The sequence below is a fragment of the Pseudoalteromonas sp. NJ631 genome (assembly GCF_000276645.1).
Classification (GTDB): domain Bacteria; phylum Pseudomonadota; class Gammaproteobacteria; order Enterobacterales; family Alteromonadaceae; genus Pseudoalteromonas; species Pseudoalteromonas piscicida.
The window spans coordinates 199,295-221,613 of record NZ_AKXJ01000004.1 but is presented as its reverse complement, the minus strand read 5'-3'; the positions used below and the strand labels follow the sequence as shown (position 1 = coordinate 221,613).

Annotated in this window: 23 protein-coding genes; 22 read left to right on the top strand and 1 reads right to left on the bottom strand. The window is 42.9% G+C overall.

Annotated features, from left to right (window positions below; translation table 11 throughout):
- The first annotated feature begins 42 nt into the window (after nt 1-42).
- The 7 genes from lrp (at nt 43) to rmf (ending at nt 7,562) form a co-directional block, all read left to right on the top strand.
- Complete coding sequence (gene lrp, locus A587_RS0109795; protein ID WP_010372754.1) at nt 43-522, top strand: leucine-responsive transcriptional regulator Lrp; 480 nt, start codon at nt 43-45, stop codon at nt 520-522.
- A gap of 114 nt (nt 523-636) precedes the next feature.
- Nucleotides 637-3,246: a DNA translocase FtsK gene (locus A587_RS0109790; protein ID WP_017217431.1), complete on the top strand. Its 2,610-nt coding sequence runs from the start codon at nt 637-639 to the stop codon at nt 3,244-3,246.
- On the top strand, nt 3,246-3,884 hold the full coding sequence (gene lolA / locus A587_RS0109785) for an outer membrane lipoprotein chaperone LolA (protein WP_017217430.1): 639 nt from the start codon (nt 3,246-3,248) through the stop codon (nt 3,882-3,884). The genes A587_RS0109790 and lolA overlap by 1 nt, the downstream gene beginning before the upstream one ends.
- Nucleotides 3,877-5,217 carry a replication-associated recombination protein A gene (locus A587_RS0109780; RefSeq protein WP_017217429.1) on the top strand — a complete coding sequence of 447 codons (1,341 nt, stop codon included), beginning with the start codon at nt 3,877-3,879 and terminating at the stop codon, nt 5,215-5,217. The genes lolA and A587_RS0109780 overlap by 8 nt, the downstream gene beginning before the upstream one ends.
- A gap of 2 nt (nt 5,218-5,219) precedes the next feature.
- The gene (gene crcB, locus A587_RS0109775) at nt 5,220-5,600 is read left to right on the top strand and encodes a fluoride efflux transporter CrcB (protein WP_010604733.1); all 381 of its coding nucleotides are present in this window, start codon (nt 5,220-5,222) and stop codon (nt 5,598-5,600) included.
- Nucleotides 5,601-5,607: 7 nt separating this feature from the next.
- Complete coding sequence (gene serS, locus A587_RS0109770; RefSeq protein WP_017217428.1) at nt 5,608-6,903, top strand: serine--tRNA ligase; 1,296 nt, start codon at nt 5,608-5,610, stop codon at nt 6,901-6,903.
- Nucleotides 6,904-7,391: 488 nt separating this feature from the next.
- Entirely contained in the window at nt 7,392-7,562 is a 171-nt protein-coding gene (rmf, locus tag A587_RS0109765; RefSeq protein WP_010372771.1) for a ribosome modulation factor, read from the top strand.
- Between the two features lie 70 nt (nt 7,563-7,632).
- Here the strand turns inward: rmf and fabA are convergent, their stop codons facing one another.
- Nucleotides 7,633-8,148: a 3-hydroxyacyl-[acyl-carrier-protein] dehydratase FabA gene (gene fabA, locus A587_RS0109760; protein ID WP_010372774.1), complete on the bottom strand. Its 516-nt coding sequence runs from the start codon at nt 8,146-8,148 to the stop codon at nt 7,633-7,635.
- Nucleotides 8,149-8,388: 240 nt separating this feature from the next.
- Here fabA and A587_RS0109755 point away from each other — a divergent pair, with 240 nt between their 5' ends.
- The 15 genes from A587_RS0109755 (at nt 8,389) to A587_RS0109685 (ending at nt 22,302) form a co-directional block, all read left to right on the top strand.
- Nucleotides 8,389-9,243: a 6-carboxytetrahydropterin synthase gene (locus tag A587_RS0109755; RefSeq protein WP_017217426.1), complete on the top strand. Its 855-nt coding sequence runs from the start codon at nt 8,389-8,391 to the stop codon at nt 9,241-9,243.
- A complete protein-coding gene (locus tag A587_RS0109750; RefSeq protein ID WP_017217425.1) occupies nt 9,236-10,060 on the top strand; it encodes a M23 family metallopeptidase in 825 nt (274 codons plus the stop codon). Before A587_RS0109755 ends, A587_RS0109750 begins: the two co-directional genes overlap by 8 nt.
- Nucleotides 10,057-10,491: an acyl-CoA thioesterase gene (locus tag A587_RS0109745; RefSeq protein ID WP_010372783.1), complete on the top strand. Its 435-nt coding sequence runs from the start codon at nt 10,057-10,059 to the stop codon at nt 10,489-10,491. The genes A587_RS0109750 and A587_RS0109745 overlap by 4 nt, the downstream gene beginning before the upstream one ends.
- Nucleotides 10,492-10,775: 284 nt before the next feature.
- A complete protein-coding gene (locus A587_RS0109740) occupies nt 10,776-11,141 on the top strand; it encodes a response regulator (protein ID WP_010372787.1) in 366 nt (121 codons plus the stop codon).
- Nucleotides 11,138-11,719: a chemotaxis protein CheX gene (locus A587_RS0109735; RefSeq protein ID WP_010372790.1), complete on the top strand. Its 582-nt coding sequence runs from the start codon at nt 11,138-11,140 to the stop codon at nt 11,717-11,719. The genes A587_RS0109740 and A587_RS0109735 overlap by 4 nt, the downstream gene beginning before the upstream one ends.
- 2 nt (nt 11,720-11,721) lie before the next feature.
- A complete protein-coding gene (locus A587_RS0109730; RefSeq protein WP_017217424.1) occupies nt 11,722-13,020 on the top strand; it encodes a sensor histidine kinase in 1,299 nt (432 codons plus the stop codon).
- Nucleotides 13,021-13,345: 325 nt separating this feature from the next.
- Nucleotides 13,346-13,861: a chemotaxis protein CheW gene (locus tag A587_RS0109725; RefSeq protein WP_017217423.1), complete on the top strand. Its 516-nt coding sequence runs from the start codon at nt 13,346-13,348 to the stop codon at nt 13,859-13,861.
- Nucleotides 13,861-15,048 (top strand): methyl-accepting chemotaxis protein, encoded by a 1,188-nt coding sequence (locus A587_RS0109720; RefSeq protein WP_017217422.1) that lies wholly within the window; start codon nt 13,861-13,863, stop codon nt 15,046-15,048. The genes A587_RS0109725 and A587_RS0109720 overlap by 1 nt, the downstream gene beginning before the upstream one ends.
- Before the next feature lie 8 nt (nt 15,049-15,056).
- Nucleotides 15,057-15,422, top strand: a complete 366-nt coding sequence (locus A587_RS0109715) for a response regulator (protein WP_010604742.1) — start codon at nt 15,057-15,059, stop codon at nt 15,420-15,422.
- A 10-nt stretch (nt 15,423-15,432) separates the two neighbouring features.
- Complete coding sequence (locus tag A587_RS0109710; protein WP_017217421.1) at nt 15,433-15,717, top strand: STAS domain-containing protein; 285 nt, start codon at nt 15,433-15,435, stop codon at nt 15,715-15,717.
- A gap of 1 nt (nt 15,718) precedes the next feature.
- Complete coding sequence (locus A587_RS0109705) at nt 15,719-17,695, top strand: chemotaxis protein CheA (RefSeq protein WP_017217420.1); 1,977 nt, start codon at nt 15,719-15,721, stop codon at nt 17,693-17,695.
- A gap of 14 nt (nt 17,696-17,709) precedes the next feature.
- Complete coding sequence (locus A587_RS0109700; RefSeq protein ID WP_017217419.1) at nt 17,710-19,944, top strand: methyl-accepting chemotaxis protein; 2,235 nt, start codon at nt 17,710-17,712, stop codon at nt 19,942-19,944.
- 11 nt (nt 19,945-19,955) lie between these two features.
- Complete coding sequence (locus tag A587_RS0109695) at nt 19,956-20,756, top strand: CheR family methyltransferase (RefSeq protein WP_017217418.1); 801 nt, start codon at nt 19,956-19,958, stop codon at nt 20,754-20,756.
- Nucleotides 20,750-21,250 (top strand): chemotaxis protein CheD, encoded by a 501-nt coding sequence (locus A587_RS0109690; protein WP_232288046.1) that lies wholly within the window; start codon nt 20,750-20,752, stop codon nt 21,248-21,250. Before A587_RS0109695 ends, A587_RS0109690 begins: the two co-directional genes overlap by 7 nt.
- Nucleotides 21,250-22,302, top strand: coding sequence for a protein-glutamate methylesterase/protein-glutamine glutaminase (locus tag A587_RS0109685; protein ID WP_017217416.1), 1,053 nt, complete (start codon nt 21,250-21,252; stop codon nt 22,300-22,302). The genes A587_RS0109690 and A587_RS0109685 overlap by 1 nt, the downstream gene beginning before the upstream one ends.
- Nucleotides 22,303-22,319 lie beyond the last annotated feature (17 nt).

Below are 22,319 nucleotides of genomic sequence, written 5' to 3'. Positions count from 1 at the left end.
ATACTCTGAATTAACGAATCATTCAGGATAAAAAACTACACTATGTATCAACAACTAGACAGAATCGACAGAAAGATTTTAGTCGAACTTCAGAAAGATGGCAGAATTTCCAACGTAGAATTAGCCAAACGTATAGGATTGAGCGCTACGCCTTGCTTGGAGCGCGTTAAAAAGCTGGAGCGAGAAGGATTTATTCGAGGTTATAAAGCCGTAGTCGATCCTGCTAAGCTTGGGCAGGGACTTTTAGTGTTTGTTGAAGTGACAGTGAATAAAAACTCGCCTGATGTGTTCGATAGATTTAATCAAGCAGTAAAGCAGCATGACGAAATTATTGAATGTCACCTTGTGTCCGGTAGTTTCGACTATTTATTAAAGACACGAGTGACCGACATGTCAGAATATCGAGGAGTTTTAGGAGAAATTTTACTTAAACTGCCAAACATCAGTGAAAGTCGCACTTTTGTGGTCATGGAAGAAGTAAAAGGAGAAGAAGGAGAAGTAATAAAACCTTGTGCACCTTGAGGTATTTCTTGGTAAGGTGTAAGTATATACAGCAATACTAACGCAAATCACTAATTTGCTGACGTTTTGGGCTTTTATAGTCCAGAAAAGAAACAGAAAAAAGGTTTAATTACAATGCGCTTAAATGGTGTGCAACGCCTCTTAGAGACAGGTTTGATTGTAAGCACGGCTGCAGCAATATTTATGTTGTGTGCGTTGATAAGTTTCGACCCAGCCGATCCTGCTTGGACTCAATCCGGTGAGTACGTAAAAGTAAACAATATAACTGGTGCTGCCGGAGCTTGGCTGGCAGACATTATGCTGCTGAGTTTCGGTTGGCTGGCGTTTTTGATCCCAGCGGCGCTGCAGTTTCTTGGCTATTTACTGTTTAAAAAACCACATAAGCTACTGCAACTAGATTACACCACGCTAGGTTTGCGCCTTATTGGCGCGACACTGTTCATTACCTCTGCGAGTGCAATCAGCAGCATCAACTTCGATGATATCTATAATTTCTCATCTGGTGGGGTAGTAGGGGATGTGGTTGCTGGTGCAATGATGCCTGCCTTTAACTTTACCGGCACTTCTATACTGTTACTGTGTTTTTTCTTCGCCGGAATGACACTACTTACCGGTGTATCTTGGGTTGAATTCGTTGATTATTTAGGTGAAAAGGTACTCGCCGGCTTTAGATGGGTACGCGATAGACTGACAGCAGAGCGCAATGTAGAGCAAACGGAGTCAGTTTCACAGAAATCTGAGGGCGCTAGCACCAAAACGGATAGAGTAGAAAGTGAGGCACCAATAATAGCTACCGAGCGAAACGATGATCATGAGCAGGCTCTCCAGCAGCAAACCGATACTGAAATTAATATAGATTTCGATGCTGAAGAAGAACCCAGTGGACTTGGCAAATTAAAAGATAAATTGTTCCGCAAAACGAACACTGAACCTGCACCTCAATCCACGTCTGCACCGCACTCTGATCTACAAGAGAAGAAAGAGCCGTCGGTATTTGATGAGCTAGATGATATTCTAGAGCAAGAAATCAACTTTTCAGCGATAGAGGATGAGCCACTGGATACTGTCGCGGCATTAAATGCCTTGGATGAAGCACCAGTGCACGAAACCAAAGTGGTTTCTCCGGCAAGGCCTCTTAAGCCTAAAGCACCTGAAAAGGCGGCCAATGGTTATCAGCCTCCACCAAGCGCCAAAGAGCAATTTGAAGCGCTTCTAGAAGCTCAGCCACCTGCGGATCCATTGCCTTCATTAGATTTGTTGGATAGGCCGGACAAGGCTAAAAATCCAATTTCGCAAGAAGAGTTAGATCAGGTCTCGCGTTTGGTTGAAACTAAACTATTAGACTTCAATGTCCAGGCGCAGGTAGTTGGTGTGTATCCAGGCCCTGTCGTTACGCGCTTTGAGTTAGATCTCGCGCCGGGCATTAAAGTTGCTAAGATCACGGGTCTGGCAAAAGATTTAGCGCGTTCATTATCTGCAGTCTCAGTGCGTGTAGTTGAGGTTATCCCAGGTAAAACTTATGTGGGTTTAGAGCTACCTAACAAACACCGCGAAATCGTACGTTTGTCTGAAGTGATAGGTGCCCCTAAGTTTGAACAAAACCCATCACCTTTGACCATGGTGCTTGGTAAAGATATCGCGGGCCAACCAGTTGTTGCTGATTTAGGTAAAATGCCTCACCTGCTGGTGGCCGGTACCACTGGTTCTGGTAAGTCAGTGGGCGTTAATGTCATGATCTTAAGCTTGTTATATAAGTCGCCGCCAGAAGATGTGCGAATGATCATGATAGATCCGAAAATGCTTGAGCTTTCAGTTTACGAAGGTATCCCACATTTATTATGCGAAGTGGTTACCGATATGAAAGAGGCAGCAAACGCGCTACGCTGGTGTGTGGGGGAAATGGAACGCCGTTATAAGCTGATGTCGGCACTCGGTGTTCGTAACCTCAAAGGTTACAATCAAAAGATTAAAGATGCCAAAGAAGCGGGTCATCCAATTTTAGATCCACTCTTTAAAGATACAGACGGTATGGCGGATGAACCACAAGAGCTAGATAAATTACCGAGTATCGTGGTCGTTATAGACGAATTTGCCGACATGATGATGATTGTTGGTAAAAAAGTAGAAGAGTTAATTGCACGTATTGCACAAAAGGCTCGAGCGGCAGGCATACATTTAGTGCTGGCAACACAGCGTCCATCAGTAGATGTTATTACGGGTTTGATCAAAGCGAATATACCAACGCGAATGGCGTTCCAAGTATCAAGTAAGATTGATTCACGTACAATCTTAGACCAACAAGGTGCGGAGAATCTGTTGGGTATGGGTGACATGCTCTATTTGCCGCCAGGAACGAGTGTTCCGGTTCGTGTACATGGCGCGTTTGTTGACGATCATGAAGTACATGCGGTGGTGAGTGACTGGAAAGCAAGAGGCAAACCAAACTACGTAGAAGAAATTCTATGCGGTGAAGCGACTGAGGATATTTTACTACCAGGCGAAGCACCGGAAGGTGGGGATGAAGAGTCTGACCCACTTTATGATGAAGCCGTTGGGTTTGTTATTGAAACAGGCAAAGTGTCTGTTTCGAGTGTACAACGTAAGTTAAGGGTTGGTTATAACCGTGCCGCTCGATTAGTTGAGCAAATGGAAATGTCTGGAGTGGTAAGTGCTCCTGGTCATAATGGTGCACGAGATGTATTGGTAAAAGGTGGAGCCAATTAATGAAAAAATTTAAGCAAATTGCGTTGCTAACGGTATTATCAAACCTCCTTATTCAGCCTGTGTGGGCTGATGAGGCAGCGATGCAAAGTCTAAAAGGAAGACTGGCTGAATTAACCAGTTTTCAAGGTAAGTTTGAGCAAATCGTTAAAGATCAAGAAGGCAATGAGTTGCAAACCGGCGAAGGGGCGATAATCTTAGCGCAGCCACTAAAAATCCGCTGGCAACAAGAGATGCCGGATGACACTTTATTTGTATCAAGCGGAGCAACAACCTATTACTACGATACGTTTGCTGAGCAAGTGACCATCCTAGATACGACTAAACTTATTGATACTACGCCATTTGTGCTACTTACGACCCAAGAGGACAGTCAATGGTTGAAGTACAACGTAGCACTTAACGGTCAAGAATATCTGATCACGCCAAAAAACAAAGTAGACTCGCAGGTAGAGCAATTAACACTGCGTTTTGATGATAAAAGCGATGGCTTAGCACTATTGAAAGTGAACGATATTTCAGGTCAAGTCTCTACGTTTAGCTTTAAGGAAAGCAAAGTCAATACACCAGTAAAAGAGAGTTTGTTTGAATTTACAATTCCACAAGGAGTGGTCGTAGACGACCAAAGAGGCAGTGACTAGTTTAGGGTTTGATTTTACACCTGATGTACGACCGTTGGCCGCAAGAATGCGGCCAACCTCGTTAGAGCATTATGTCGGGCAGAGTCATATTTTGTCCAAAGGCTCTGTACTTTATCGTGCGATCGAATCTGGACGCTGTCATAGCCTGATCCTTTGGGGGCCACCCGGAGTGGGTAAAACCACCCTTGCTGAGATCATAGCCAACTATGCGGATGCAGAGCTTATCAAACTTTCCGCTGTTAGCGCGGGAATTAAAGAGGTTCGTGAAGCGGTCGTCGATGCTAAAAATCGATTAGCTCAGTTTGGCAGACGTACGCTGTTATTTGTTGACGAAGTACATCGCTTTAATAAATCCCAGCAAGACGGATTTTTACCTCATATTGAAGACGGCACCTTTATTTTCATTGGTGCGACCACTGAAAATCCTTCTTTTGCACTGAATAACGCGATCTTGTCTCGCGCGCGCGTCTATACTTTACAATCGCTTGTAGAGGATGAATTAGGTCAAGTACTCAAAGATGCGTTGTCACGCGATGAACAGCTGTCGAAATTAGCGATCACCATTGATGACAGCGCACTTGAACTCATCGCCAAAGCAGCTTCGGGAGATGCGAGAAAGGCGCTTAATCTGCTGGAGCAGGCTGTTGACTTAAGTTTTGAGCCAAACTCAAACACTCATTTGGTGAATGAACTTGTACTAAAACAAGTGTTGCCCAGCCAATTATCAAGTTATGACAATAAGGGCGACTTATACTATGACCTAATCTCAGCGTTTCATAAGTCAGTTCGCGGCAGCGCACCAGATGCGGCACTTTATTGGTATTGCAAAATATTAGCAGGCGGTGGCGATCCGCTCTATGTTGCACGGCGATTGCTGGCGATCGCCACTGAAGATATCGGCAATGCAGACCCAAGAGCTATGCAAGTTGCGTTAAATGCTTGGGATATATTTCATCGTGTTGGGCCAAGCGAAGGAGAGCGTGCAATAGCACAGGCAACGCTTTATCTCGCGAGTGCGCCAAAAAGTAACGCGGTCTACATGGCGTTCAATCAAGCTAAACGCGATGCTGCTAGTGATCCAAATTACCCCGTACCAGAACATCTCAGAAATGCACCGACAAAACTAATGAAAGAGCTGGGTTTTGGCGAAGAATACCGTTACGCACATAATGAACCCGGCGCGTTTGCTGCTGGAGAAAATTACTTCCCTGAAGCCATTCAAGAGCGACAATATTATCAACCCACAGACAGGGGACTTGAGAAACAAATCGCTGACAAGCTTAACTATCTACAGACGCAAAATGCGCAAAGTAGCACCAAGAGGTACAAGTAGCGATGCTGATAAATTATCTCACAATTGCGCTAGGTGGAGCGTTTGGTGCAATGTTACGCTTTTTTATCAGCGATATGTCGATAAAACTCTTAGGTAAGGGATTCCCTTTTGGGACGTTGATCGTTAATATTCTTGGTTCATTATTGATGGGTGTGCTTTACGGTTTAATTGAAAAAGAAGTTATTTCAGTTTCTCCATCTAAAACGTTGATAGGTATTGGCTTTTTAGGTGCGTTGACTACTTTTTCTACATTCTCAATGGATTCCTTGTTGTTACTTCAACAAGGGCAATATGTGAAAATGGCGTTTAACGTCACATTAAACGTGGTGGCGTGTATCTTTATGGCCTGGGTTGGTCTCTGCCTCATCATGCAAAAAGGTTAAAAAAACAATGTTAGATTCTAAATACTTTCGTCAAGACATCGAGGAAGCCGCTGCGCGTTTGAAAAAGCGTGGTTTTGAACTCGATGTTGCTAAGATCACCGAATTAGAAGAAAAGCGCAAAGCGCTACAAACCAAAACTCAGGAATTACAGAGTGAGCGTAACAGTTCCTCCAAAGCGATTGGTCAAGCTAAAGCGAAAGGGGAAGATGTTCAACCTTTACTAGATGCTGTTGCAAACTTGGGTGACCAATTAAGTGCGGCAAAAGAAGAGCAAGATAAAATTCTTGCTGAACTTAATGACTACGCAATGTCGTTGCCAAACCTCCCTGCTGATGAGGTACCTGCAGGTGCCGATGAGTCTGAGAATGTTGAAATAAGCACTTGGGGTGAGCCAAAGCAGTTTGATTTTGAAGTTAAAGACCATGTTGACCTAGGTGAAGCGCTTGATAAGGGTCTCGATTTCGAAACTGGTGTTAAGCTAAGTGGTTCTCGCTTTACAGTGATGCGCGGTGGCGTTGCGCGTATGCATAGAGCGCTTGTACAACTAATGCTGGATACCCACACTGAGCAAAATGGTTATACAGAAATGTATGTACCATATCTTGTGAATAAAGCGAGCTTGTTTGGTACAGGTCAGCTTCCTAAGTTTGCAGAAGATTTATTCCATACAGAAGCATTATCTGAAGACCAAGATGGCTTTAGTCTAATTCCGACAGCAGAAGTACCGTTAACTAACTGCGCTCGTGACGTTATTTATGACGAAAAAGAGCTGCCGATTAAGATGACGGCGCACACGCCTTGTTTTAGAAGCGAAGCAGGTAGCTACGGGCGTGATACGCGCGGACTTATTCGTCAACATCAGTTTGATAAGGTTGAACTTGTCCAGCTTGTAAAACCTGAAGATTCAATGGCAGCGCTTGAAGAGTTGACAGGTCATGCAGAACAAATTTTACAAGCACTTGGCTTACCTTATAGAAAAGTGGTGCTTTGTACTGGAGACATGGGATTCGGCGCGACGAAAACGTACGATTTGGAAGTTTGGTTACCAGCGCAAAATACCTACAGAGAAATTTCTTCTTGTTCAAACATGTGGGATTTCCAAGCGCGCCGTATGCAAGCGCGTTTCCGCCGTAGTGGTGAAAAGAAGCCTGAGCTACTTCATACCCTTAATGGTTCTGGTTTAGCGGTAGGTCGTACTCTAGTTGCGATTTTAGAAAACTACCAGCAGGCAGATGGGTCAATTATTGTGCCTGATGCACTAAAACCATATATGGGTGGTGTAGAGGTTATTAAAGCAAGCTAAGATAGTACTGCTTAATTGAGCTTTGCTCGATTTAAAAACTCAAGTTATTGAAAAGAGGTTGGATTCGTCCAGCCTCTTTTTATTACTATATTATGAATGTTTTTTTACAGAGAAATATAGAAAAACAAGATCATAAACCAACAATTTACGTCTTGAATATCTAGGTATCTATATAAAAGTAAAATAATTATGCTTTTTCTGCTCAGCTGTACAAGAATTACATTTCTGATCGTTGCATGACTCGCTGAGATGTGATTTATTGAAGGTATGGGTTTGGCCAAATCTCATCGGTAAGTAGCACATCTGTATGAAATACGATGTCGCTCGTGTTTAACTTTTCTCAATAAAATCTTTAATTTAAATAGTTAGTACGAATAGTCATTATATCGCAAGTCACTATCTTCGTTTTGAATGACGTTCGCTCAAGTTTGAACTACACAGTATTAGAAACGCTAATGCTGATCGAGAAAAAGGTGAGGATATTACCTATGAAGAGACAGAAAAGAGACCGTTTAGAAAGAGCACATTCACAAGGATTTAAGGCAGGATTAGCCGGTCGGTCGAAAGAAAATTGTCCCTATCAACAAGTAGAACACAGATCAGAATGGTTAGGCGGATGGCGAGAAGCGATGGATAATCGCAACATCTTTAAAACCTGATACCGAATTTTAGGAGAGCAAAGCCCCAGACGGGGCTTTGTGTGTTTTTAAAACGATAACAGCGAAAAAGTTAAAATGCGCTGGTATCTTGGAAAAGACCTACTTTCAAATCTTTTGCTTCATAGATCACGCGACCATCAACTTCGACGATGCCATCTGCTAGACCCATAAATAGCTTACGTTTGATAACGCGCTTCATTTCAATGCGATAAGTCACTTTTTTAGCAGTCGGTAAGATTTGACCCGTAAACTTCACTTCGCCCACACCGAGTGCACGACCAAGACCAGGACCACCAGACCAACCAAGGAAGAAGCCTACCAATTGCCACATCGCATCCAAACCTAAACAGCCGGGCATTACTGGATCACCTTTGAAGTGGCAGTCGAAGAACCACAGATCAGGGTTGATGTCGAGTTCAGCAATAATTTGACCTTTACCATGCTCACCACCGTCATCATTAATCTGAACGATGCGATCCATCATTAGCATGTTGTCGCTAGGTAGGCGGCAGTTGCCTTCACCAAACATTTCTCCACGACCACATAAAATAAGTTCTTCTTTTGTATAGCTGTTCTTCGGTTCCATAAATCTTCTTCTTAACTTGCAAATTGACGCTACTTTAGCGTACAGATGTACGCTAAACAACTCCGAACAGTTAAAAAGCGTACGGAGACTTGTAAATTTTGCGCTAAAGATATGTCTATTTGATTAAATTTCAAAAAATTGAAGAGATTAAATGCAAATCAGTTCCAATTGGGGGCGATTTATAATGTGAAAATCATTATAATCGGGGATGACTTTTTAGCAGGCTATTTTAGGTGATCTATGATCCTTTTTGTTGACTCTTTGACCGTAATTGATTTTTCATACCTTTGCCCACGTCGTGGTGCGGTAGGTGAAAGCTGGATCACCGATATTGTGTTGCATGGTGAGCTAAACGAAGAGTCTATGGTGTTAGACTTTGCAAAAGTTAAAAAGCAAATCAAGCGTATTATCGACGAAAAGCTGGACCACAAATTAGCGGTACCCAGCGCGCTTGCGTGTAATGCAAAACACAGTGAAGGCCGGTTTGAATTTGATATGCAATTTGATGGGAATCACTTAGCCATGAATGCACCGGAAGAAGCGGTGTGTGTAGTGGAAGGGGATGAGATCAATGAAGCCAATGCAATCGCTTACCTTAAGTCTGTTATTATGCCGCATATGCCTGAAAACGTGAAAGGTTTAGATATAACACTGCGTCCAGAGGCCGCAACTGGCTTCTATTATCACTATAGCCATGGCTTAAAGAAACACGATGGTAACTGTCAGCGTATTATTCATGGTCATCGTTCATTGATTGGTGTGAAGCTAAATGATATCAGCATGCCTAGATTACAAAAACAATGGGCGGATAAATGGCAAGATATTTATCTTGGCAGTGAAGAAGACTTGATTGATCCTAGTTTGCTTCAGTACGTAACCGCGCATGATAAAGATTATGCGTTCGCATATACCTCGTCGCAGGGATATTTTGAGTTGGCGATCAGCAAATCACGTTGCGATATATTACCTTGTGATACAACAGTTGAATGTATTGCGGAGTATCTTGCTGGCCAAATAAAGCTGCAAAGCCCACATGATAAGGTTGAAGTAAGAGCGTACGAAGGGGTTGGAAAAGGAGCGATTGCGTATGCTTAAACGTGCAATTGTCATATTGCTTGCGAGCACCACATTATTTGCTGAGGCGCTTGAATTAAAAGGTCACCTGACACAAGGTGGCTTGGTCGTCGGCAAGCTTGAAAATGCAACTGAGATAAAGCTAAACGAGACAAAATTAAAACGCTCGAAAGATGGCTATTTCGTGTTTGGTTTTGGTCGTGATGCTGAACTTAACCACATCTTGAGTTGGCAATCTGATGATGGTCAAAAGCATCGCCAGGCGATAGTGATCACGAAACGAGATTATGATATAGACAAGATCACGGGGGTGGCGAAAAAGTATGTTTCGCCACCTGAGTCGGTGCTAAAGCGCATACGTGAAGAAGCTCAAGCCGTGTCAAAAGCAAGACAAGGCAATTCGGATTTATTATTCTTTAAAGACCCCGTTTTCAGGCCTGCGAAGGGCCGTATTTCAGGTGTTTATGGTAGCCAAAGATATTTTAATGGTGAGCCAAAACGACCACATTTTGGGTTAGATATCGCAAACAAAACGGGTGAGCCGGTCTTAGCGCCGGTATCGGGTAAGGTGGTGTTTGCAAATCCAGATCTTTATTACAGTGGCGGCACTTTGATTATCGACCATGGTCACGGCATTACCTCTACGTATATCCACCTTAGTAAACTGGATGTTAAGGTTGGCGATACGGTAAAAACAGGCGATAAAATCGCTGAAATTGGCGCGACGGGCAGGGTAACTGGCCCACATTTGGATTGGCGCTTTAATTGGTTCGGGGAACGACTCGACCCAGCTCTACTTATGAAAGATACACTAGCGGATAAAGCAGTACAAAAATGACAGACGAACAAAGACAAGCCATTGTTGAGCAACGTATTAAAAGCTCAATCACACACGTAACAAAAACCGTATTCCCAGGCCGTACAAACCATCATAACACTCTGTTTGGCGGTGACGCTCTTGCTTGGATGGACGAAGTTGCCTTTATTGCTGCAACGCGTTTTTGCCGCAAACCTTTGGTGACTATCTCTTCAGACCGAGTTGATTTCAAAGAGGCAATTCCTGCTGGTACTTTTGCTGAATTAGTATCTAAGGTAGTGCATGTTGGTAATACCAGCTTAAAGGTTGATGTTGAAATCTATCTTGAAAGAATGCACAAAGATGATAAACACTTAGCAATTACAGGTAGTTTTACCTTTGTTGCCGTGGATGACAACCATAGGCCAACTCCTGTGGTTTGTGACAAAATGCTAAACGGCTTTGATAGCTAGTTTTTCGCTAAGATTTTATTTTTAAAATCTCTAAAGCAAATATAGGGCTAAGCCCTATATTTAATAGGTTATAAAGAACACATCATACAAAAATTTGTAAAATTGCTACTCGTCAAGAACGGCTAAAGCCCTTTTATGATAATTAATCCAGCCATCATTTGTTATTCGAGTCGAGTTTCTTTCATTCAGAGGACAAATGAGTCACTTTTTACTCATAATTTTTTGACAGTCAAAAAGCCAAAGACCATACTTTTTACCAATACAGTGAAATAGGAGTGGTGCTCATGGCAATTCCAGTAACCGTTGCAGACGATTCTATGATGTCGAGAAAGGCTGTGCTTAGGGCAATACCTGAAGACTGGGATGTCGAGGTCAGTGAGGCAAAAAATGGCAAAGAAGCATTGGTGATGGTTGAGCAGGGCAAAGCTGAGGTGTTATTTTTGGATCTAACCATGCCAGAAATGGATGGTTTTGAAGTTCTCACGCATCTACATGAACACCATGCAAAAACCGTGGTTATTGTTATTTCCGCTGATATTCAGCCCGAAGCGAAAAAGTTGGTAGATAAACTCGGCGCGTTTCGCTTTTTGCAAAAGCCACTACAAAAAGAAGAGCTACATAACACGCTACAAGAGCTAGGTTTATTATGAATATGCCACTCAGTGAAGAGCAAAGGGATGGCTTGCAAGAGCTAATGAATATATCCATGGGTCAGGCAGCCAACTCTCTAGCTCGATTAATCGAAACTAAAATTAGTTTATCTATCCCTGAAATTACTTCGGTAAGCCCAAATCAACTCAATGAGATCTGTAATACCGCACATGTTTACAGAACGAGGCAGTCATTTTTAGGGGAAATTAAAGGTGAAGTCATTAATCTATTGTCACCGCAAGGCTTACAAGAAATAGCCGAACTTATGGACTACGATAGTCCGCTCGATGACTCTGATCTTAATGAAGTCCTACTAGATTTATCTAATATCTTGGCTGGTGCATGTTTAAACGGCTTTTCTAGTCAGTTAGAGCTTAAAACCTCATTAACTATGCCTACTATTTATAAACATCAGCTATCCGACGACATTGCTGAGTGGAAGACAACACTGGTGATGAAAATCGCATTTATAATCGAGTCTATTGCTTTTGATTCGAGAGTGATTATCTGTCTGGATGAAAACTCCATTAAAACAGTGATCCAAAAACTTAATGCCATGCTTGGAATAGAGGACTGACTGTGTTTAACGAATTACAGCGTTATATTCCGGTTGGAATTTGTGTCCTAGACCAAGCACATACGGTGGTTTTTGCGAATGAATTTTTGAAAAACCGGCTACCTGATAACACCCCAAAAAATATTGAGGGCATGTCCATCGATGAGGTATTTCCTGAAGCTGCAAAAATCATTAAGCGGAAATTGAAGAGTGTTTTTGCTTTAAAAGCAGCAAGTTTTAGCTACTGGGAGCATCGTCCTCATGTGTTTGAACTTAGCAGCAGCCGTCCTGTTACTGGCGATGAAACTTCAATGTATCAGAACATTCAGTATGTGCCAATTTTTGAGCATTCTGAAGAAGTGAAAAAGGTATGCGTGATCATACAAGATGTGACGGAGCTAGCGAGCTATTATCAAGAGCAAAAACGTCTAACTGAAGCGTTAGAAATAGAAAAGCAAGAGTTAAAAACACTCAACCTTAAGTTAGAAGCTGCACAAAACCAATTACTACAGTCTGAGAAAATGGCAGCTATTGGCCAATTAGCTGCTGGCGTGGCGCATGAAATCAACAATCCAATTGGTTTTGTGAATTCCAATATTCAAAGTTTAGAAGGCCAGGCTAGCGGACTGTTTGCGATGCTCGCTTTTTATGAGTCGAATTTTAGTAAATTTGTCGACAGTGACCTTGCACTGCAGGAGCAGCAGCTCCAAAATCAGCATAGTATCGACTTTTTAAAAGAGGACGTACCTGAATTACTGCAAGAGTGTTTAGAAGGGCTGGACCGAGTATCTAAGATAGTTGAGAGTTTAAAATCGTTTTCTCATGTTGATAACCAGGAGTGGCAAGAGGCAGATCTCATTAAAGGGATTGAAAGCACACTAAAAATAGCAAACAACTCAATTAAGTATCATGCGGTTATCAACAAAACTTACTCCCTTGATGATGAAGTGTTGCTATATTGTCAGCCGCAGCAGATTAATCAGGTATTTTTAAACTTAATCATCAATGCTGCACAGTCTATAGAGTCAAGCGGTACGGTAACTATCTCTATCGAAGATAAACAAAGCGAGGTGATTATTGCCATCCAAGACACTGGCAAAGGGATCCCAGCTGAGGACATCAATAAAATTTTTAATCCATTTTTTACCACCAAACCTGTTGGTCAAGGCACTGGCCTTGGACTGTCTCTATCATATAGCATCGTTTCCAAGCATAAGGGTCGCATTCAAGTTGACTCACAAGTCGGTGTAGGCACAACGTTTACGGTATCTTTTCCTAAGCTCAGCGAAGCAGATTTCTCCGACGAATTTACGGATAAGTAATCAATCAAACCCAGTTGATAATAAAACTAGCCTTCATTAGGTTAACGTTTCTTTGCAATTCATGTACTTCCTTATTGTTTCTGTTCTGATTATCCAGTTTTCAATCAGTTGGCTTTAGCTTTTTGCCACAGGTTTCGTTGTCAAAAAATCCACTATAAATCTGTCACTGCGGTAATACTCAATACTACGAAATTGTTTCTAACCACCTGTTTTTAATGTCATTTTTACCGGTCAAAAATAGTTAATATAAATTATTGTTCAAATTTTGACAGATAAGAAATACAAGACTAAAGTAACATATAAGACAAATGAGACGGGGCGAAATATGCAAGCGATCACAGAAAACACACAGTCATTGCAATATCTCACTTTTCAGTCAAGACAGGATTGCTATGCAATTGAGATCCTGTCAATAAAAGAGATCATTGAACTGGGCTCCGTGACAAAAGTCCCCTTGATGCCTGAGTTCATTAAAGGAGTGATTAATTTAAGAGGCTCAGTTGTACCCGTTATCGATCTGTCAGCTCGGCTTTGTGGAGAAGTAATAGAAGTTGGCAGACGAACCTGCATTATCATTTGTGAATTCAGTATTTCTGACAACCTCATTGAGATGGGTGTCATTGTTGACGGCGTCAATGAAGTCATAGAAGTTGACGCAAAAGATTTAACCAATTCACCTCAGTTTGGCGCGCAAATCAGAGCTGATTTCATCGCTTCCATGGTAAGGCGCGGCGATGAGCTACTTATCGCGCTAGACCTTGAAAAAGTTCTCTCAGTTGAAGAGATGGCTGAGCTAATAGAGTTAAGTGAGCGTAGCAGTCACCTTGGGGAGTCAGCATAATGCAGATACTTCCAATTAATGAGCTAAAGGCAATCTACAAGTACTACATTAGCGCTGCGGTGTTGCTAAGCCTAGTATTGTCTCTCACGCTATTACTCAGTGTTCGCGTTGATATTTTATCGCTATCTTCTGTGCTCGTCACCAGTGCACTCTTAGCGGTAACGTTAAGGCAGCGTCATTTAACTGCAAAAGTCATTCTCGATTGTGAGGCATTTGCTAGTTATTCGAGTGAGATGCAAGAGCATTGCGAGGTAGAGCAGCACAATACGGAATCTGTTGCCGCGATTTTAGAAACTGTTATTAATCAAGTCTACAGTATTAAGACCTTGGGTAATGACTCGGTTTCAGGGCTTACCCTGCAGTTTTCAGAGCTAAGACAGGCACTAAATAACACGATCGAATCGGCACGAGGCTCAGTAAAAAACTTCGGTGATGATGAACACTGTTTTGCCAAACACAGTCAAGAAGAACTCAATGAAGTCCTGCACAGCTTGCGCGTGGCTCTTGGTTCAAAACTCGAGGTTGTTAATTCCAATCAAGCTGTAAGCCATGCTGCCAAGGAATTAACTGAGCAAACCAAATCCATTCAAAAAATCTCAAAAGAGATCACTTTATTGTCACTCAACGCATCAATCGAAGCTGCAAGAGCGGGGGAAGCCGGTCGGGGGTTTGCCGTGGTAGCGGAAAGGGTGCGTGAGCTTTCGGATATTACCTCAGAAGCTGCAGAGCTTATTATTGAAAAGATGAATGGCTTAACCAATGCCGTTTCTGACAACACTGAAAAGCTCACCGAATCACAGGCACAAGACGTTACGCTTATGGATGACGCTGAATTACATATCCGAAAAGTGCTCAATGAGATGGCGACGGTCGCTAATGAGCTGACGCAATCGGTACATGGATTAGATGATACCGCAAGCAAGATAAAAGCGAACGTCGACGACGCGATAACCGATTTTCAATTTCAAGATAGAGTGAGCCAAAAGCTAGAACACATTTGCAAAGGGCTCACTTCATTAGTCTCACTCTACAGGACAGAAGGTGAGCTAGGCGAGGAAGGGTTGGCTGCATTACAGCAAGAAATGTTCAACTCTTACACCATGAAAGAAGAAAGGGAATGTCATGTTTCAATCACTGAAAATACGTCTCAACACGACCATGTTGAAGATGAAGTAACATTTTTCTAGGAGGTCTTATGACTAAGAAAATTATGATAGTAGATGATTCGGCTTCAATTCGTCAGGTGGCAAAAATGACACTACTCGCTGAAGGTTATGAAGTCATTGATGCCTGTGATGGTCTTGACGCAATCAACAAGCTAGATGAAGGCAAAATCAACCTGATCATCAGTGACTTGAATATGCCAAACATGGACGGGCTGAGCTTGTTGAAGAAGGTGAAAGAAATGGGCCAATATCGCTTTACGCCTTTTTTGATGCTAACCACAGAATCGGGCTCTGATTTCGTGAGTCAAGGTAAGCAAGCGGGAGCAAAGGCTTGGATGATAAAGCCGTTTAAACCCGAAAAGCTGATTAATACCGTTTCACGTATTTTGGCTTAGGAGCATAAATATGAGCAACTTAACCATTGTGCTGCCAGAAGTATTGACCATTTATGAAGTGAGCAAAGTGGCAGCAAAATGGCAGCTCATGTTAAGCGATGACACAACTGCGGTAGCGATTGACCTTAGCGAGCTGCTGGAGGTGGACGCTGCAGGCTTTCAATTAGTTGTAGCACTCGCACAGTGTTGTACGGAAAAGCCGTTATCTGTGATAGGTGTCGATGCGCATCACTCACCTTGTGCCTTATGGCTACTCAATACCTTAGTTGCATCAAACTGCGCGCAAAGGAGGTAAGATGGTTGATTTATCCGAAATTCAAGCGGTCTTTATTGAAGAAGCCAAGGAGTTGGTACTTCAATTTGAAGAAAGCCTCTTGGCAATGGAGTCTATACTGCCAAATAGTGACGATGAGATCATAAACGAGGCGTTTCGTGCTGCACATACCATAAAAGGCTCAGCCGGTGTTGTTGGCTATGATCATATTGTCGATTTTACGCATTTTGTTGAAGCAACAATGGAGCTTCTTCGTGATCACGCGCTAAATCCTTGCGAAAAACTGATTTCGACTTTGCTCGAATGTAATGACCATATAAATGCGTTAATTAAGTGCTTAGAGTCAAACGATGATTTTCCTCAGGCGTTGACCGATGCCGAAGCTGGGCTGCTAGAAAGTTTAAAGTCATATAGTGGTTTGCAAGACCAAGTCTCAAGTGAACAAACCCTTGTCGAAAATCAAGAAACAACGCAGAGCTTTCGAGTCTCAGCGCAGTTTTATAAGGCCTGCATGGTGGATGGTTTTGATCCGCTCTCGATTATTCGCTACATCGAAAGTAAAGGTAGTACGGTAGAAGTAGATTGGCTAATTGATGAGGTACCTGCGCTTAACGCGGTTACACCAGATGAACTAGAATTATGCCATTTTAGCATGCAGCTAGAGATACATCACTCTACGCGAGAAGATATTGATGAAGCATTTGAGTTTATTGCTGCAGAATCAAATATTGAGATAGCCCCAATTGAAGATGATAAGCCAACACCAACACTTGTCAAAACTGATAAACAGCCCACCAAAAATAACAAAATCAAACCAAAGAATCCCGAGCGGATGATGAAAATACCAGCGCAGAAGCTAGATGAGTTAGTCAATGAACTTGGTGAGCTGGTTATTGTGTCTGCGGCACTTGAAGATCACACCAAAACGATACGCGACTCAGCCCTTACCGAAATTGTTGAACATATCCAACAACTCGTTAGTGATGTGCAAAGCAGTACACTGCAACTCAGAATGGTACAGATAGGCGAAACGTTTAATCGCTTTAGCCGTGTGGTGCGAGACACCTCAAAGGAGTTAGAAAAACAGGTTTCTTTAGAAATTATGGGGGCTGAAACCGAACTAGATAAATCAATGGTTGAAAAGATAGTCGACCCCCTCACGCACTTAGTTCGCAATGCCATTGACCATGGTATGGAGCCACCTGCACAACGAGCGGCCAGTGGAAAGCCGGAATACGGTACTTTATCGCTCAAAGCCTTTCATGATTCGGGCAGTATCGTAATTGAGATCAGTGACGATGGGCGCGGGCTAGACAAAGAAAAAATTAAGGAAAAGGCAATTCAGCGTAATCTGATCTCGCCTGATACTGAGCTTACCGACAAAGAAATCGCTAACTTAATCTTTGAACCAGGTTTTTCCACAGCAGAAAAAGTTTCAAATATCTCGGGACGCGGCGTTGGCATGGATGTGGTGAGAAAGAATATTGAAGCGGTACGTGGAACGGTGAGTGTTGAATCTGTCGCGTACCAAGGTACGTGCTTCCAACTCAGGCTGCCGTTAACCATGGCCATTATCGATGGTTTTATGGTGAGTGTTGCTGATGCTAAGTTTGTCATTCCACTCGATATGGTTACAGAGTGTATTGAACTTCCGCTTGGTAATGGGGCAACTCGTCAAACCGATTACATTAATCTACGCGGTACGGTGCTGCCATTTATTCATTTGAGTCGTATTTTCGACTTACCGACGAACCCTAAGATCAGACCAAGTATTGTCGTTGTGAAGTACGGCCAGTTGCGAGCAGGCATCGTCGTCGATCAGCTGTTAGGTGAGTTTCAAACGGTCATTAAACCACTCGGTGCGTTATTTGAAAAGATGTCGGGGATCAGTGGCTCAAGTATTTTAGGGTCAGGAGACATTGCGCTCATTCTTGATGTGCCAAAGCTTATTCATGATTTTGCTCATGAACCTGAATCTAGAAAATTAGCTAACTCTTAATAAGGGGATACATAATGGGAATTTTACCAGCAATCTTTGACAAACAAGTTAATCAACTGTCGAAGGCAGTCGTAAACGCGATTGAACACTCAGATCTTACCCAAGTAAACCCTGCTTTATATGAAGGGGAAGCCAAAACACTCGCGACCAATATATTAAGTTTGCTTAAAAGTAATGCAGAATTAACGGCTATCGAGACTACAGGCACATTTGCTGCTCTCTTAGATGGTGCTGGTCGGATTGTTCATCAAAGCAATCAATTTACCCAGCTTATTGCAAATAACGCACAAAGTGATGGTGGATATATTACTGATATGCTGTCGTTGCACAATAACTTTTCCGAGCTGATAGATAAGGCCACCAAAGTTAATATGCCAAGCGGATCTTATCAATTAGAAATTATGAAATTAGCACAGCCCATTGCCAACTGTAGTTTCGTGGCTAAATTAATCAGCCAATCGAGTTTGAGCGCTGGAAGTAATAGCGATTTTTATAAACAAGCCATGGATTACAGTACCGCTTGTATTATGCTGGCTGATGAAAATTACGATATTGTTTATATAAATCGCGCCATGCGAGACATGTTACTCAGGTTAGAAACTGCTATCCAAAGCACGTTACCTACCTTTTGCGTTGACAAACTGGTGGGAGGAAGTATCGACCAATTCCACCGTAATCCAAGCCACCAGCGCACTATGTTAGCGAGTTTAAGCTCTACGCACGTTGCAAGACTAGGGTTTGGTGAGCACAGCTTGGAGCTCATGATCACCCCTGTATTTGATGAAAACAATAAGCGTATTTCTACTACGGTTGAGTGGAAAGACGTAACTGATGAAAAGCGCAAAGAGCGCTTGTTAGAAGAAGAGTTTGGTGTTGCCTTCCAAGCGGTAGCTTGCGGGGAATTTGACAGACGCATTGAAGCCAATGAATTAGAGGGATCGATAGGCAGAATTGCAGAGGCATATAATAAGTCGATGGAAGTGCTGGAATCGGTACTTGAGGACAATTTTGCCGTGCTAAACGCAGTGAGTGAAGGTAACTTATCATTAAAGCCCAAAGTACAAGCACAAGGGCTTTTAGGTGAGCTGGCGCAACGTACAGCCAATCTCACCGATGTGTTAGATACCTTAGCGACCGATATCGTCGAGTTGGTTTCACAAGCGGTCAAAGGAAACATCCAAAATCGCGCCGATACCTCAAACTATGCCGGCGCATTTAAAACCATGACTGATGGTCTTAACGAGGTATTGGAAGCGACTGAAAAGCCAATTCAAGAAATTGCTAACGTCATGGAGGGGTTAAAAGAAGGCCGCCTTGATGTTGAGATTGCAGGAAGCTATTCAGGTGTCTATGACGAGTTGAAACAAAGCGTAAATAGTACAATCTCCAGTTTAAGTCGCATTATTTGTGATGTTCGTTCTAACTCAGAATCGCTAGCACAGGCATCGACCGAAGTCTCCTCTACAGCCCAGTCACTGGCACAAAGTGCAAGCGAACAAGCCTCATCAGTTGAAGAGACATCAGCCTCTGTAGAGCAAATGACGGCATCCATTGCACAAAATGCAGAAAACTCTAAAATCACTGACGGTATGGCATCTAAAGCGGCAGGTGAAGCACAAGAAGGCGGTAGCGCCGTGGAAGAGACCGTATCGGCCATGAAACAAATTGCTTCTAAGATAGGTATTGTTGATGACATTGCTTATCAAACGAATCTGTTGGCACTCAACGCTGCCATAGAAGCGGCTCGAGCTGGAGAGCATGGTAAAGGGTTTGCTGTGGTGGCTGCAGAAGTCAGAAAGCTTGCTGAGCGATCTCAATTTGCAGCGCAGGAAATATCTCAGTTAGCATCTGGCTCAGTCAGCAAAGCCGAGCGAGCTGGTAGTCTACTTGCTGAAATCGTACCTGCGATTGGTAAAACCTCTGATTTAGTACAAGAGATCTCCGCAGCGTCAGACGAACAAGCTGCGGGTGTTGGCCAAATCAACGACTCGATGAATCAAATCACCCAGCTAACGCAGCAAAATGCGTCATCGTCAGAAGAACTAGCAGCTACCGCGGAAGAAATGTCCAGTCAAGCAGAGACGCTTACCCAACTCGTCGCCTATTTTAAAATCGGAGACATTGAAAGCCAAAGCAAAATGCGAGTATTAGAAGGAGGAAAACCGCAAACAGAAGCAAAACCCGTCGCCGAGCGAAAAGAAGTTAGTGCTGGGCAAGCTCGCTCAAAAGAGCACTTTGAACAGTTCTGAGGAGGTGCCACATGATTGGGGACTTTATTAGCGATCAAGAATTTACCTGTATTGCTGACTTCTTCAAAGCCGAATCAGGAATACATCTTAGGGATCATAAAAAGAACTTAGTCTGTGGACGGCTAAATCAAAGACTGAGGATTTTAGGATTAAGTAGTTATGGCGAGTACATTGAGTATCTAAAAATACCCAATAACAAAGGTGAGCGAAACATGTGCATCGACTTGCTGACTACCAATGAAACCTATTTCTTCAGAGAACGTAAACACTTTGAGAAGTTAGGAGAACTGTTTACCACGTACTACCAAAAGTCTGCACCAGATATTTGGTGTGCGGCTTGCTCGTCTGGCGAAGAGGCATACACCTTGGCCATGTGCACACAGGAGCATTATGGCCACGGGAATTGGGTGGTGCGTGCCAGTGATATTTCTGAGCGGATGCTGGATTTAGCGAAAAAGGCAATTTACCCCTTACATCGTGCTAAAAACATTCCTGACGAATATCTAAGGAAATACTGTTTAAATGGCGTCGGAGAGAAGACCGGCTATATCATGGTGAATGATGAGCTCTATCATAAGGTTAATTTTTTCAAAAATAATCTACTTGTGCCTTATATCGGTGGTAAAGCTGACATAATATTCCTCCGTAACGCACTGATTTATTTTGAAAAAGACGAAAAGGTAAAAATCCTCGAGAATATTTATAGGGCGATGCCGAAGCAAGGCTTTTTGTTTTTAGGACACTCCGAGAGCTTAAATGGCGTGTATGACAAATTTGAGTCAATCGCCCCTGCGGTGTATGCAAAATGTTGATGCCAAACAGAGACGTTGAATCAATATTTTTGCAGCCGGGTAGTTTGGCAATTGAGTCATTTCGTCCAGCAACGCTCAATACCTTGCTGGGGTCCTGTGTTTCATTTGTTTTAGTGTCTAAGCAGCATCAACTAGTTGTTGTCAGTCATATGCTATTGCCAACCACAGAAAAGCCGAATGACGATGAGCCCGCTAAATATGTCGATAAGACTTTTTCGTTGGTTCGCCAATATTTAAAGCGGTTTAGTATCGCTGAGGATTGTGTGGAGATTAAGCTTTTTGGTGGTGGAGAGATGTTCAAAACGTCTTGTTCAGAGACTGTTGGCATGCGAAACATCGAAATGAGTCATAAGCTGATTGACGATTATGGATTTAGGCTTATTGCGCGTGATGTTGGTGGCCCTTATTATCGGAGAATTCAAGTGGATCTCAAGGATGGCTCTTGCCGGGTAGACCGTTTTCATGTTGCGTTATCTAGTAGGAGAGCAACCTGATGTCGAATAAAATTTCCGTCTATATAATCGATGACTCTGCTGTAGTAAGACAAACGGTCACTGCGATGTTGGAGTATTCGCCTGAAATCTGCGTGACTAAGGTGTTCAGTAACCCAATCTTGGCGCAGCCGAGTGTGTTGGCAGAGCCGCCAGATGTTATTATTCTTGATATTGAAATGCCACAGATGGATGGCATTACCTTTTTACGCTGGCTCATGGGCAATAAACCCATCCCCGTGATCATTTGTTCATCACTAACAACCACAGGAGCTCAATTATCTGTAGAGGCACTCTCCCTTGGGGCATTTGAAATCTTAACTAAACCTGAGTGTGGCTTAAAATCATTTCTTGAGTCTAAACGCGAGCAATTTATTAAAGTAGTTAAGCAAGCGAAATTCTACAGACCAAAGTCCTCTACGGAAGACATCAGCCGAGCGCCTGCTATCAATGTCGCAATGAGCAATACCAACCTTGCCATTAATACCACTGATAAAGTGGTAGCCATCGGCACTTCGACGGGGGGGACGCAAGCACTTGAATACATATTTAGTCAACTAGAACCCGAATTGCCTGGTATTGTGGTGGTACAACATATGCCAGCCAACTTCACTAAAGCCTTTGCTCAAAGGCTAAATGATATTTCAAAATTAAAGATTAAAGAAGCTGAGCATAACGAACGCGTATTGGCTAACCATGTGTACATCGCGCCAGGCAGCCACCACCTTCAGCTTGTTCGTCGTGGTGCATTCTATTACACTCAGCTCAAAGATGGGCCGCCAGTGCAGCGCCATAAGCCTTCGGTCAATGTATTATTTCAATCTGTTGCGAAGCAAGTTAGAAGCAATGCGGTCGGATTTATATTAACTGGAATGGGCGCAGATGGTGCATTTGGTTTGTTAGAAATGAAGAAATCAGGAGCGAAGACTTATGCACAAGATGAAAGCTCTAGCATTGTATTTGGAATGCCAAAAGAGGCCATTAAGTTAAATGCTCACAGTCAAGAAGTGACTCTAGCGGATGTGCCGATGACAATAACTCAATGTTTTTCATAGCGTTACTGTTGGGGTAA